The sequence below is a fragment of the Epilithonimonas zeae genome, assembly GCF_900141765.1.
Taxonomy (GTDB): Bacteria; Bacteroidota; Bacteroidia; order Flavobacteriales; family Weeksellaceae; genus Epilithonimonas; species Epilithonimonas zeae.
This window is the reverse complement of record NZ_FSRK01000003.1, coordinates 328,559-342,029: the sequence shown is the minus strand read 5'-3', so window position 1 is coordinate 342,029 and position 13,471 is coordinate 328,559. Positions and strand designations below refer to the sequence as shown.

Annotated in this window: 12 protein-coding genes and 1 riboswitch; of the genes, 3 read left to right on the top strand and 9 right to left on the bottom strand. The window is 35.2% G+C overall.

Features of this window, described 5'->3' with window-relative positions; translation table 11 throughout:
- Window position 1: 1 nt before the first annotated feature.
- The 9 genes from rimM to mutY all read right to left on the bottom strand — a co-directional run bounded on the left by rimM (window position 2) and on the right by mutY (window position 9,539).
- Window positions 2–544, bottom strand: coding sequence for a ribosome maturation factor RimM (rimM, locus tag BUR19_RS17820; protein WP_074236865.1), 543 nt, complete (start codon window positions 542–544; stop codon window positions 2–4).
- Window positions 545–623: 79 nt separating this feature from the next.
- On the bottom strand, window positions 624–1,196 hold the full coding sequence (locus BUR19_RS17815) for a 30S ribosomal protein S16 (RefSeq protein ID WP_074236864.1): 573 nt from the start codon (window positions 1,194–1,196) through the stop codon (window positions 624–626).
- 413 nt (window positions 1,197–1,609) lie between these two features.
- Entirely contained in the window at window positions 1,610–2,902 is a 1,293-nt protein-coding gene (locus tag BUR19_RS17810; protein ID WP_074236863.1) for a cryptochrome/photolyase family protein, read from the bottom strand.
- Between the two features lie 30 nt (window positions 2,903–2,932).
- Window positions 2,933–3,445 carry a nitroreductase family protein gene (locus BUR19_RS17805; RefSeq protein ID WP_074236862.1) on the bottom strand — a complete coding sequence of 171 codons (513 nt, stop codon included), beginning with the start codon at window positions 3,443–3,445 and terminating at the stop codon, window positions 2,933–2,935.
- Window positions 3,446–3,525: 80 nt separating this feature from the next.
- On the bottom strand, window positions 3,526–3,975 hold the full coding sequence (locus BUR19_RS17800) for a GreA/GreB family elongation factor (protein ID WP_074236861.1): 450 nt from the start codon (window positions 3,973–3,975) through the stop codon (window positions 3,526–3,528).
- Window positions 3,976–4,065: 90 nt separating this feature from the next.
- Entirely contained in the window at window positions 4,066–4,740 is a 675-nt protein-coding gene (gene trmD / locus BUR19_RS17795) for a tRNA (guanosine(37)-N1)-methyltransferase TrmD (protein WP_074236860.1), read from the bottom strand.
- A gap of 73 nt (window positions 4,741–4,813) precedes the next feature.
- Window positions 4,814–6,073, bottom strand: coding sequence for an NAD(P)/FAD-dependent oxidoreductase (locus BUR19_RS17790; protein ID WP_074236859.1), 1,260 nt, complete (start codon window positions 6,071–6,073; stop codon window positions 4,814–4,816).
- A gap of 152 nt (window positions 6,074–6,225) precedes the next feature.
- Window positions 6,226–8,142 (bottom strand): TonB-dependent receptor plug domain-containing protein, encoded by a 1,917-nt coding sequence (locus BUR19_RS17785; protein ID WP_074236858.1) that lies wholly within the window; start codon window positions 8,140–8,142, stop codon window positions 6,226–6,228.
- A 100-nt stretch (window positions 8,143–8,242) separates the two neighbouring features.
- A riboswitch (cobalamin riboswitch) is annotated at window positions 8,243–8,451 on the bottom strand.
- 29 nt (window positions 8,452–8,480) lie between these two features.
- The gene (gene mutY / locus BUR19_RS17780) at window positions 8,481–9,539 is read right to left on the bottom strand and encodes an A/G-specific adenine glycosylase (protein WP_074236857.1); all 1,059 of its coding nucleotides are present in this window, start codon (window positions 9,537–9,539) and stop codon (window positions 8,481–8,483) included.
- 47 nt (window positions 9,540–9,586) lie between these two features.
- On the opposite strand from mutY, the gene BUR19_RS17775 reads away from it, so the two are divergent.
- The 3 genes from BUR19_RS17775 to porX all read left to right on the top strand — a co-directional run bounded on the left by BUR19_RS17775 (window position 9,587) and on the right by porX (window position 13,398).
- A complete protein-coding gene (locus BUR19_RS17775; protein ID WP_027383593.1) occupies window positions 9,587–9,877 on the top strand; it encodes an HU family DNA-binding protein in 291 nt (96 codons plus the stop codon).
- Window positions 9,878–10,116: 239 nt separating this feature from the next.
- Window positions 10,117–11,673, top strand: a complete 1,557-nt coding sequence (locus tag BUR19_RS17770; RefSeq protein ID WP_074236856.1) for an Rne/Rng family ribonuclease — start codon at window positions 10,117–10,119, stop codon at window positions 11,671–11,673.
- Between the two features lie 180 nt (window positions 11,674–11,853).
- Entirely contained in the window at window positions 11,854–13,398 is a 1,545-nt protein-coding gene (porX, locus tag BUR19_RS17765; RefSeq protein ID WP_074236855.1) for a T9SS response regulator signal transducer PorX, read from the top strand.
- Window positions 13,399–13,471: the final 73 nt, after the last annotated feature.

The window sequence follows — 13,471 nt, the reverse complement described above, 5'->3', positions numbered from 1 at the left end:
TTTACTCATCCTTTTTCGAAGGCATCAAAAAAACATCCATCAAACCTTCCGGTAAAAACATTTTGATAAATTTCTCTTCACGATTTACCTCAAGAATCCAATCTTTAATCAACGGAATGATGATTTCTTTTCCGGCAAGATTCAGAATGAAATAATTCTGAGCCGTCATATCATTAATAGAAACGATATTGCCGCAAGATTTCCCATCCTCTTCACGGATTTCGAAACCGACAACTTCGTGATAATAGAATTTTTTCCCCGTCAATGGAGGTAGAGTAGAAAGAGGAAGATAAACACCTTTTCCAAGCGATTGATTGACTAAGGCTTCGGAAGAATTTTTAAAAGAAATAATTTTGGTGTCAGCTTTGGACCAAGATTGTTTTTCCACAAAAAAAGGAACGAGTAAACCGTTGACTTCCACAAAAATCGATTCCAATTTGTTGTACATCTCAGGTTGGTCTGTGTCCAGTTTTAGGATGACGTTGCCTTGCAGTCCGTGCGTTCTGGTAATGGTTCCTAAAAAATAGCAGTCTTCTTTTCTCATTATTTCTGGTGGTAAATTTTATTAAACAACAAAGACACGAGATTATCGTGTCTTTGAGATTGTATCTTTTTGTAAAGAATTAAGCCTGAGTTTCTTCAGTTCCTTCTGCTTCAGCAGTTGGCTCTTCAGTAGCAGCTTCTTCTGTTGCAACTTCCTCAGCAGGAGCGTTAGCAGCCTCTTCAGCAGCTTTTGCATCAGCTTCAGCTTTCGCAGCAGCATCAATTCTTGCTTGGTTTACTTTAGCTTCAGCATCTAGAGCCGCTTTTTTAGCGTCAGCTTTAGCAGTAGATAAACCTTCAACTTTTCCTTGTACTTTAGCATCTTTAGCTTCAACCCAAGCAGCGAATCTCTTCTCAGCTTCAGCCTCGTCAAAAGCACCTTTAGCAACACCACCTTGAAGGTGTTTTTTGTACAAAGCACCTTTGTAAGAAAGGATAGCTCTTGCAGTATCAGTTGGCTGAGCTCCGTTGTTTAACCACTTTACAGCAGAATCAACGTTCAAGTCGATAGTTGCAGGGTTTGTAATTGGGTTGTAAGTACCTAATTTTTCGATGAATTTACCATCTCTTCTAGCTCTTGCATCCGCAACTACGATGTGGAAGAAAGGTTTTCCTTTCGAACCGTGTCTTTGTAATCTGATTTTTACTGACATAAATTTTAAATTTGTGGGAACACGTCCCGGTTAAATGTTTGAGTTTGCAAAGATACAAAAAAAGTTCAATGTCCAATAGCTGGAATTAAAAAATCTAAAAACCTTAAGCATAGAACTTTAAACTTTCAATATCTAGAAGAAGTGAATCTGCTTTCCGTTGCAATTCCTCGCTCGATCGGCTACGCTCCGCCATCTCGCTGTGGGATTTCCACTGCAAAACAAAGTTTCGACGATTCCATTAAATAATTAAAAAAGAAAGGGTCAATCAGGGCTAAGGGTTTGTTTTTCCAACCGAAGTTTGTCAAACCATAGAAATTGGCCAAAACTCAAAATCGAAAATTTCAAAAACTAAACTGCTTTTATGTGAACTAAATCAAAAATCAAATAATTCACTTAAGTTGTTTATAAAAATATCAGTTCAAAGCTTTCTTATAGGCTGTCAAAGCTCTTTCCCTAGCAAATTTATGTTCCACGATTCTGTCATCCAAAATACTTTTCTCAAAATCAGGATTCCATTTTCGGGTGTATTTCAAATCTTTATCGAATTTTTTCGTCTGCTCATCCGGATTGAAAACTCTGAAGTAAGGCGCTGCATCGCAACCGCAACCTGCCGCCCATTGCCAATTTCCATTGTTGGCAGACAAATCATAATCTAACAATTTCTTCGCAAAATAAGCTTCGCCCCAACGCCAGTCTATCAGAAGATGTTTGGTCAGGAAACTTGCAACCACCATTCGGATTCTGTTGTGCATTCTTCCGGTTTGGTTCAGTTGTCGCATTCCGGCATCTACAATGGCGTAACCAGTTTCGCCTTTGCACCATTTCTCAAATTCAGATTCGTTGTTTCGCCATTGGATATCTTCATATTTTTCCTTGAAACAATGTTTCACCACTTTCGGAAAATGAAAAAGGATTTGCATAAAAAATTCTCGCCAAATCAATTCATTCAGCCAAGTTTCGTTATGACTCAAAGCAAATTTTACACACTTCCGAATCGAAATTGTTCCAAATCTCAACGCAATTCCCAAATGTGTCGTGGCGTCCAAAGCTGGAAAATCTCTGTTTTCATCATATACATCAATGATTTTGGATTCTAGTTTTGGTTCTTCAAAATCAAAATCTGTTTTCTCAAATCCGATTTCTCTTAGACTTAATATTTTCTTGGAAGGTAATTTCAGAAATTGATTTTTATCAATCTTAACCGACTTGTAATCCTCTTCGGTCAGAAGTTTTTTCCATTTGTTTGAAAAAGGCGTATAAACCGTGTAAGGTTCGCCGTTGTCTTTTATGACTTCATTTTCCTCAAAAATCACTTGGTCTTTGAAATCGAAGAACTCAATATTTTTTGATTTGAGAAAATCCTTAACCTCATCATCTCTTTTAATGGCAGAAGGCTCATAATCCCGATTACAGAAAACAGATTTCACATCATATTCTTTCTGTAATTGTTTGAAAATCTCCAAAGGTTTTCCATAGAAAGTCAATAAATTACTTCCGGATTTTTTCAATTCTTGATTTATTTTTTCCAGTGATTGATGAATGTAATCGACACGACAGTCATATTTATCTTCGAGAAGATCAAGAATGTCTCTGTCAAAAATAAAAATAGGAATTACTTTTTCATCAGCTTTCAAAGCTTCGGACAAGCCTTTGTTGTCATCCAAGCGAAGGTCTCTCCGAAACCAGAATATTGAGATTTTTTGCATTGATAATTTTATAATTAATCAAATAAAAAATTATTCCAAACTTCCCAGATAAAACAATCCCAAACATTGTTGATTTTCTTCAATTTTTAAAGAGTTTTTCAAGTTATTTACGATTTTCGGAGAACTCCAATAACAGCCGATTCGGTTGGCGGTACAAGTTAGATACATATTTTGAACAGCCATAGATGTTGCAGCAATCTCTTCCCAATCCGGAACCAATCCACTGAACTCAACTACAATTGAAATCACGGCATTAGCTTTTGAAATTTTAAACCCGATATCATCATATTTCTTTTGTAGAAACTGGAATTCTGGCGTAATTTCCTTATAAATATTCTGAAGTTCCTGACCAAGATTCTGTTTTTCTTCTCCTTTGAAAACTTTGAAGCGCCAAGGTTTCGTACGTTTGTGATTCGGTGCCAGAACGGCGTTGCCTAGAATTTCGTCAATGATTTGTTGTGGGATTTCTTTATCCGAGTAATCTTTTGGGAAGATGCTTCTGCGTTCTTCTATAATGTGTTTGAGAATTGTTGCGTTTTCCATAGTTCAAAGATACAAGAAGGAATGCAAAAGAGCAAAGTAAAAACAGTAACTGAAAAACTCAGGATATCTGACAACTGACTTTAAAAAATTTCCACAATTTCCTGACCGATTCTATTGAGGATAAAAGAATCACCAGGTTTCATTCCCATCATTGTTTGAGCCATTGGACTTTCCGGAGAGATGGCATAGAAGCGGTCGCCCTGAAAGAAAAATTCTCCCAAAGAAACAGAAATATAAAAACGGGCTTTATTTGTAATGACAAGCGAACCAAGCTTTACAACATCCGATTCCGAATTCAGAACTTTTCGCATCTGGTTCTGCATACTTTTCAGTGAAACCATCTGCTTATCCAAATGATAAATTTCTTCCTGAATCTCCTCTCTTATCGAATCGTATTTTGATGTTTTTTTGATATCACGACTTGCCTCCAAAGAAAAATTAAGATAAAACTCTAGTGTTTTAACTTTTCCCGAGAGAGAGTCGTTCACAAAATTCCGTAATTCACTTTTATCATAAACTGTCTTCTGCATAAATCCAATTTTAAATAAAGATAATGATTTTTAAAAACAAATAAAAACCTCTCTAAAATTAGAAAGGTTATATTTTGATTGTATCATTAATTATTCCAAAAGGTCTGGCCTGCGTTCTTTTGTGATCCTTACCGCTTCGTCGTGTTGCCATTCTTCGATGGCGCCGAAGTTACCGCTTAGTAAAATTTTCGGAACGGATAAGCCTTTGTAAGTTTCTGGTCTCGTATAGATTGGATAAGATAAAAGGTCGTCTTGGAAACTGTCTGTTAATGCACTTTGTTCGTCATTCAAAACACCAGGCAATAATCTGATAACAGAGTCTGCTAAAACGCAAGCTGCTAATTCTCCGCCGGTTAAAACATAATCTCCGATTGAAATTTCTTTGGTAATGTGTAAATCACGAACTCTTTGGTCAATGCCTTTATAATGTCCACAAAGAAAAATCAAATTCTTTTTGATGGATAAAGTGTTGGCGATTCTTTGATTCAGAGTTTCGCCGTCTGGTGTGAGATAGATGATTTCGTCGTAATTTCTTTGTGATTTCAATTCAGAAATACACTTGTCCAAAGGTTCTACCATCATAATCATTCCAGCACCACCACCATAAGGTTCATCATCAATCTGGCGATGTTTGCCAATGCTCCAGTCCCGGATATTGTGAAAATGAACTTCTGCCAGCCCTTTTTCCATCGCTCTTTTGAGGATTGATGTTTTGAATGGACTTTCCATAAGTTCCGGAAGTACGCTGATGATATCGATTCGCATATTTATAAATGATAAATGATAATTGATAGACGATGAATTGCAATCAATTATCACTCATCAGCTATCGATTATATTACTGTTCTGTTGGGTTTTTCTTAGATGGCGCAATAATCAGCCTTAGTGAAGAGTCTTTGTTGATATAACTCCACATCCAGTTGAAAAAAATTGCTAGTTTGTTTCTGACGCTCAGAATCAGCATCAAATGTAAGAACATCCATAGATACCACGCAAGAAATCCCTGAAATTTAAATTTCGGAAGGTCGACAACCGCTCTGTGTTTTCCTATGGTTGCCATAGAACCGCGGTCGATATACTCGTATTCCTGCCAGTCTTTTTCTGAATTTTTTTTGAAATTCCTAGCCAGATTTTTCCCTTGATTAATGGCGACATTCGCAACCTGGGGATGACCTTGTGGGTATTTTGGCGTTTCCATATAAGCGATATCGCCGATAGCAAAAATATTATCAAAACCTTTAACCTGATTGTAACGATTGACAATGTATCGATTTCGAACTAGATTTTCTTTATTAAAATCATCAATGATATTTCCCGTAACTCCAGCAGCCCAAATCACATTGTTTGTAGGAATGGAATTTCCGCTTTGCATATTAATGACTTCTCCATCATAATCTGTAACGCGTTCGTTTTTTAGGAATTTGACGCCTAGTTGTTTCAGATAATCTTCCGCAGCATCTTGAGATTCCTGACTCATTGCTTCCAATGGTTTGTCACCGGCGCTTATTAGAATAATATTAAGGTCAGAGAAATTCATTCTAGGATAATCCCTTGGGAGAATGTGGGTCTTCATTTCGGAAAAAGCACCCGCTAATTCCACTCCGGTTGGCCCGCTTCCTACAATTACGAGATTCCAGTTTCCATCGTCGCTGGATTTTCTTTCGATAATCATCTTTTCGAAGGTCATCAAAATATGATTTCGGATGGTAATGGCTTCCTGTGTGTTTTTCATTCCCAAAGCCAAATCCTGCATCTTTTGATTGCCAAAAAAATTGGTTTTACAACCTGTTGCAATTACCAATTTATCATAAGTGAAAACACCATCGTCGCCGATAATTTTATTTTCGGATGGAATAATTTTCTTAACCTCCGTCATTCGAAACTGGATATTCTTTGACTTTTGGAAGATTTTTCTGAATGGGAAAGAAATATTAGAAGGTTCAATTCGTCCTGTTGCAACCTGGTAAAATAACGGTTGGAACATATGATGATTCATCTTGTCGATGACCATTACTTTATATTTACCTTGATTATTAAGGTTTTTGGCCAATTGCAATCCTGCGAATCCGCCACCAATGATAACAATCTTTTCCCTCATTGTGATTTTTTTATAAAATTAAGGTTTTTATTGCATCAATAACATCAAAAATTATGCTTGAAATTTTTAAAAACAATGATTTGTGTCATCTAAATAAAAAAAGCTCTTTCAAAAAAACTTGAAAGAGCTCTAAAAACACAAATGATGAAATTTTAAAACTGATAACTTACACCAATGGTATAGTTTCTCGGTTTTGTTTTATATCCAATGATATCGACATATGAAGTGTTGAAAAGATTTCCAACATTTGCAAATGCTTCAATTTTATTGGTTATTTTTTGATTAACATTCAAATTGAAAAGATGAAAACTTTTGTTGATAACATTAACTGTTGCAAAAGTTGCTGAATCAAAATATGCATCGCTTCTACTTCCAACGAATTGGTGATTGATGTATAATCTTGTAGATTTGAAAGGTTTTACCTCAACATAAGAATTGATTCTTTGCTTCGGTTGACGTAACATTGTTGCTTCTTTATCTTTTTCTACATAACTGAAATTTCCACCAATTCCTACGTATTGATTAATATCATAATCGAAACCGATTTCAAAACCTTTGGCTTTGTTTTCATCAATATTTAGATACTGTCCTGCGAAAGTAACCATATCAACTATTTGATAGGCAAAAGCATCTTTTTCCTGACGTTGAAAAAGGCTTGCATTTACTACGAACGTTTTTGAACTATTCCCGATTGTTAAATCTATTTCGTGGCTTTGATTGGTTTCAGGCTTCAGATCAGCATTTGGAAGAATGTACGGAAGAGAACCGTAATTTTGGTATAAAGTAGGTGCTATAAAAGCTGTTGCATAAGAATAGCCAATTTTGAAAAACAAGCTTTCAGTTTCTCCTAAATAATAAGGATTAACAGAATAAACCCAATGATTTCCGAATTTTGAATTGTCTGTCATTCTAGCGCCTGCATCTAGATTGAATCCATTATAATTTAAATTGATTTTTGCAAATGCATCGAAGTTAGAAAGCTTTGTATCTTTTTCCAAAAGCACATCTTCCAATTCTGTTCCGCCCCAAGGCAAAGATGCAGATCCCATTTTTTGATCTTCATATTGAACTCCTACAGTAAAATTGAAAAAATCATTGACTTTGTAGAAATTGTATAGCTCTGTGAAAAGATTTTTTCCAGTGTAAGAAAACTGATCATTGTATTTATCAGTATAAAAATTCTGGCTCAATCTATCTGTTCCAGAATATCTGGAATTGAAAATAACTTCACCATTATTATACTTGAAACCGGCATTTACACCTCCAAAGAATTGTTTATCATTGCCACGATAAAGTCCGTCTGTAAAGGCTCCTTCATCATATCTGTATAAATTGTGGTTCCAGCCTCCGGAAAGATTAATGTTGAACTTCTCATCAGTGTATCCAACATTTGCAGAGATGTTTTGCTTTTCCCAACCATCTTTGTCGAAAGTATCGTTACCTTCTGCCGAAGATATTCCTTCAGATTTTTCATTGAAACCATTTATTTGGTAATTGAATTTATCTAATTTACCTTTGACAGTAGCATTCTGAGCAAATGTATTGAATGAACCTCCTCTTGCAGAAACAAGTCCTTCGATTGCTTTTTGAGAAGATTTTTTTGTTTTGATATTGATAACAGAAACGGTAGCGTTTGAGCCATACAAAACTGAAGAAGCACCATTAAGAACCTCTATACTTTCTACATTTTCCAAAGCAATCAGACGTAAATCGGAAACGGTATAATCATTTCCTGTAACATCTTTCAAAGGAATGCCATCTAATAAAATCAAAATATTAGCACTTTTTCCCCCTCTGATTTTCAAAGATCTCGGCTCGGTTTGGTTATTGAAATTACCTGTAATCTGAAAACCGGCAACTTGATTCAGAACATCATTTAAGGTTTGACCTTTGAAGTTTTCAAGATCTTTTTCTGTGAAAAGCTTTACATTTTTTCCTGTCTTATACAGCTGTTGTGGGATTTTGGAAGCTACAGTAACCTCTTCGATTTTTGTTTCGTCATTTTGTTGGGCAAAAACCGATGTTCCTATCATAAGCATCGCGCTGGCCAAAATTAATTTTCTGTTCATTAAAATATAATTAAAGTTTATAAATTAACTTTCAGAAAATAGCAAGAGAATACAAACACAAAATGTCTATAGAATCAGGCTTTTCCTCCGAAAGCATTTATTCAAAATATTATTTTTGGCAGGTCTCCTGACTTTCGCTGATTTTGCGCCTTCTCATTCTTCTCAGAACAATGGCCTTTGGCAAAAACAGTTAAAATTTAATTATTAATTAAATTTGTTGCGATTTACAGTTGCGGGGACAGTTGAAGAATTGCGCTTCATTCCCATTTTAATCCGAAAAATATCGGAACCAAATTTTTGCAAATATAATGAAGTTCGGATGAAAATTTTAATTATTCTTAAAACTGTAGTTTTCCAATTTCTGGTTTTCCAATATTTTTATAATAATTTTCCAGTGGTCTGGGAAACGATTTGTCGTCGGCTTGTTTTTCGGTTGCGATGATGAAATCATTATCAGAAGCAAATTTTTCAAATTCTTTCTTAGAATCGATGTCAACGAGATTGATTTCTATTGAGAGGTTTTTGTGAGTCAGTTTATGACCTATTATTTTTGAATTGATGATAGAATCATTCCAATTTTCAGGAATAGAAATCGGGAATTCATATAATTTCTTCCAAATGAAATCATTGCCTCTTTGTTTGATAAGGAATTGATTCTTGTGTTTAACAAAGAAATATTTCAGACTCAAATCCGAAACCTTAACTTTTTTCGTTTTTACAGGAAATTCGGAAATTCTTCCCGTTTGGAAAGCAATGCAATCATCATTCACAGGACATTCTCCACAAAGCGGATTTTTCGGTTTACAAATCTCCGAACCGATGTCCATTATCGCCTGATTGAATTCACCAGATTTATCATCAGGCATAATTAACAAAGCTAAATCCGAAAAATACTGAAAAGCCTTTGAGCCGGAAATATCAAAATCATCAGCAAATATCCTTGACAAAACCCGATAAAAATTTCCATCAACCGCAGGGACTTTTTCTTCAAAGCAAATACTTGCAATCGCAGCGGCAGTATATTTTCCAACACCTTTTAGTTTTAAGATATCACTATATTGATTGGGGAATTCACCATCGAAATCTTCTATAACTTGATGCGCCGCTTTATGCAAATTAATCGCTCTGGAATAATAACCCAAACCTTTCCAGTATAATAAAACATCATCTTCCGAAGCTTGATGAAGTTCTTTTACAGTTGGGAATCTTTCTATAAATCTAAGGTAATGACCAAGGCCTTGTTTTACCTGCGTTTGTTGCAAAACAATTTCGCTAATCCATATATTATAAGGAAGCTGATTTTCTCTCCAAGGAAGTTGTCTGGCATTAGTATCATACCACTTTGTGAGCTTTTTTCCAATGTGAAGAAAATCAGCATTTTGTTTGTTTGTTTTCAAAAATATGTCTTATATTTGCACACCAAAAATATAAAGAATTTTAGAAAATGACAAAGGCAGAATTGGTAAATACCATCTCGAACAAGCTGGGAGTAGAAAAGAATGATACACAGAAAGTTATCGAAGCTTTTATGCAAGAAATCAGAACCTCTATGTATAATGGAGATAATGTATATTTAAGAGGATTCGGTTCTTTTATTATCAAAACCAGAGCAGCTAAAACAGGTAGAAATATTTCTAAGAACACAGCTATAGAAATTCCTGCTCACAACATTCCTGCTTTTAAACCTTCAAAAACTTTTGTGGAAAAAGTTAAGACTAAAGTTGCAGTAAAATAATTAGTTGAATATTAACAGTATAAAAAATATATAAATTATGCCAAGCGGAAAAAAGAGAAAAAGACACAAGGTTGCAACTCACAAGAGAAAGAAAAGAAGAAGAGCAAACAGACACAAAAAGAAAAAATAATCTGTATTTTTTCAGTCTTAAACATATTAAATATAGTTGGCACTTTGTCAGCTATATTTTTGTTTTATATTTACAACCTAATCCTTAATAAAAACCTTTTTATGAAGTTATGAAGAAAGAACTGATTATTTCCAATGAGGAAGATGCTTCAAAAATAGCTTTATTGGAAGATGGCCGTCTTTTTGAGCTTCACGAGCAAGAGACGAAGTCAGATTTTGTTGTAGGTGACCTTTTTCTGGGCAAAATCAAAAAGTTGGCGCCCAACCTTAATGCTGCTTTCGTAAACATCGGAACAGACAAAGATGCGTTCTTGCATTATCAGGACCTTGGTCCACAGTTCCTGTCTTACCAAAGATTTCTGAAAAATACAATATCGAAAAAACAACAATCTCCCAGCCTTAAAAGTTTTGAAACTGCCAAGGATATTGATAAAATGGGAACTGTTGACAAAGTTTTGACGGCGGGCGACCTTGTCCTTCTTCAAATCACCAAAGAACCAATTTCTACAAAAGGACCGCGTATCTCTACGCAAATTTCACTTACAGGTCGTTTTTTGGTTTTGATTCCTTTCGATAACAAGATTTCTATTTCCAAAAAAGTAGCCGACCCAGAAGAAAAAAATCGTCTGAAAACTTTGATAGAAAGTATCCGTCCGGAAGGTTTCGGCGTGATTATCAGAACGGTTGCAGAAGGGAAGAAAGTAGCTGAGCTTCATAATGATATGAATCAGCTGGTGAAAAAATGGGAATCTACATTTAAAAATATTCAGAAAAATAAAGTTCCGAGCAAAGTCTTGAGTGAAGAAGATAAAGCGTCTTCTATCCTTAGAGATAACTTTAACCAAGATTTCGTAAGTATCATTTGTGATGACGAAAAAATGGTAGAGGATATGAGATCTTATATCGAAGTGATTGCGCCGGAACGTAAGAATATTGTTCAGTTTTACGATTCTCACATTCCTTTGATGGAGTATTATAATGTCGAGAAACAGCTGAAACAAAGTTTTGGAAAGCACGTGAATATCCCGGCTTCCAAAGGTGCTTATCTTGTCATCGAACATACAGAAGCGCTACACGTGGTAGATGTGAATTCCGGAAACAATATTTCATCATCTTCGACTAATAAAATGCACGCTTTGACCGTCAACAAAATGGCTGCCACGGAAATTGCTAGACAACTGCGTCTGCGAGATATGGGTGGAATTATCGTGGTAGATTTTATCGATATGGTAGACCCAGAACACAGGAAAGAATTGTATGAACATTTCCGGGACGAAATGAAACGTGACAAAGCCAGACACAAGATTTTGCCGCCATCTAAATTTGGACTTATCCAAATGACGAGACAACGCGTCCGTGCTGAGAAACACATCGAAACTTCTGAAGAAAACCCCAACAAAGATGGAGAAATCATAGCTCCAATTGTAATTGTGGAGAAAATGGAGGATTCTATCAGAACGATTATGCAAAAAGAAAAAGGAAAACTATACCTGCACGTGCATCCTTTTGTAGAAGCTTATCTTACAAAAGGATTGACCAGCATCCAAAATAAGTGGTTTTTGAAATACAAAAAATGGGTTACTGTGATTCCGAGAGATTCTTTCAAGATGTTAGAGTTTCATCTCTATAATGCAGAGAAAAAGGAATTGATAAGTTTCTCCAATTAAAAAAATATTAAGACAGACTTTTTAAGTCTGTTTTTTTATGACTTAAAATTAGTAACGTTCATTAATTTAAAAATAAAATTTCCTTTAACTAATATTTAACGCATAAAAACTGTTATTTAAAATATAATTATGATACTTTGGTTATAATTTTGATACAAACTACTTAAATTAAATAAATATATGTCAGGAAAAATTTTATGGATCGATGATGAAGTAGATCTTCTCAAACCTCATATTGTCTTTTTGGAAAACAAAGGCTACACCGTAACACCAGTTAACAACGTAAATGAGGCTTTGGAATTGATAGAAAAAGAAAAATTTGTGCTGACATTTCTCGATGAAAATATGCCTGGGATTTCCGGCTTGGAAGCCATCCCCATGATCAAAGAAAAAGACAATGCGATCAAGATTGTAATGGTTACCAAAAGTGAAGAAGAGCACATTATGGAACAGGCGATTGGTTCTCAGATAGAGGATTATATCTTAAAACCTGTGAATCCAAATCAGGTTCTTTTGTCACTCAAAAAAATCCTTCAAAGCGAATCTCTTGTTGAGCAAAAGACAATTGTCGATTATCAACAGGAATTCCGAAACTTGAGTATGGAATTGTCTTACTTGAGAACATATCAGGATTGGGCAGAATATTACAAGAAAATCCTAAGCTGGGAAGTGAAATTCGATAAAGTTTCGGATAACGAATTCGCTGATCTGCTTCAAAATCAAAAAGAAGAAGCCAACATCCAATTCTCAAAATTTATTGAAAATAATTATGAAGAATGGCTTCACGGCAACGAGAAGCCGATGATGAGCCACACGCTTTTCAAAGACAAGGTGAAACCGGAATTGGAAAAAGAGAAAGTACTTCTTCTAATGGTAGATAATTTGAGATATGACCAGTGGAAAGTGATAGAACCATTATTCACAAAGTTTTACAACAAAACTTCCGAGGATTATTATTTCAGTATTTTACCAACAGCGACGCAATATGCAAGGAACTCATTCTTCGCAGGATTAATGCCATCAGAAATAGAGAAAAGATTCCCGGAGTATTGGTTTAATGATAATGAAGAAGGTAATAAAAACGAACACGAAAGAGATTTCCTGGAAGACCAGATGAAACGTTTGGGACTCTCCAGCAAATCAATGAAATACCTGAAAATCCTAAATTCAGATTTTGAGAGAAAAATTTTAGACGATTTCAATCAACATAAAAACAATGACTTACTAGTTATTGTCTACAACTTTATAGATATCTTATCTCACGCAAAAACCGACAATAATATTGTAAATCAATTAATTAGAGACGACAAAACTTTCAGGTCTTTGACTTACAATTGGTTCGAGAACTCATCTTTGCTGAAAATTATCAAAACTGCAGCAGAAAATGGATTCAAATTGGTCATTACAACCGACCACGGCACAATTTATGTTAAAAAACCAAGTAAGGTAGTTGGCGACAGGGAAACTTCTACAAATATCCGATACAAGACCGGAAGAAGTTTGACGTACGAGGACAAAGACGTTTGGGCGATAAACAATCCCGACAAACTCTTTCTACCAAAAGGAAATTTAAGTTCCAAATATATTTTCGCAAAGAACAATATATTTTTAGCATACCCGAAGAACTATAATCACTTTGTGAATTATTACAAAGACACTTATCAGCACGGAGGGATTTCTCTAGAGGAGGTCATCATCCCGATAAGCATACTAGAACCCAAGTAGTTTTTTCATAGTTTATTTGATTTGGGTTTATTGGGCGGAAAGAGGCAACTTTTTCCGCCTTTTTATTTTTTGG

Coding starts and splice junctions, on each gene's coding strand:
- BUR19_RS17810 (WP_074236863.1), bottom strand. CDS start 2,902: ATGCAAAAAATCTCAATATTCTGGTTTCGGAGAGACCTTCGCTTGGAT.
- porX (WP_074236855.1), top strand. CDS start 11,854: ATGTCAGGAAAAATTTTATGGATCGATGATGAAGTAGATCTTCTCAAA.
- trmD (WP_074236860.1), bottom strand. CDS start 4,740: ATGCGAATCGATATCATCAGCGTACTTCCGGAACTTATGGAAAGTCCA.
- BUR19_RS17770 (WP_074236856.1), top strand. CDS start 10,117: ATGAAGAAAGAACTGATTATTTCCAATGAGGAAGATGCTTCAAAAATA.
- BUR19_RS17805 (WP_074236862.1), bottom strand. CDS start 3,445: ATGGAAAACGCAACAATTCTCAAACACATTATAGAAGAACGCAGAAGC.
- BUR19_RS17785 (WP_074236858.1), bottom strand. CDS start 8,142: ATGAACAGAAAATTAATTTTGGCCAGCGCGATGCTTATGATAGGAACA.
- rimM (WP_074236865.1), bottom strand. CDS start 544: ATGAGAAAAGAAGACTGCTATTTTTTAGGAACCATTACCAGAACGCAC.
- BUR19_RS17775 (WP_027383593.1), top strand. CDS start 9,587: ATGACAAAGGCAGAATTGGTAAATACCATCTCGAACAAGCTGGGAGTA.
- BUR19_RS17800 (WP_074236861.1), bottom strand. CDS start 3,975: ATGCAGAAGACAGTTTATGATAAAAGTGAATTACGGAATTTTGTGAAC.
- BUR19_RS17815 (WP_074236864.1), bottom strand. CDS start 1,196: ATGTCAGTAAAAATCAGATTACAAAGACACGGTTCGAAAGGAAAACCT.
- BUR19_RS17790 (WP_074236859.1), bottom strand. CDS start 6,073: ATGAGGGAAAAGATTGTTATCATTGGTGGCGGATTCGCAGGATTGCAA.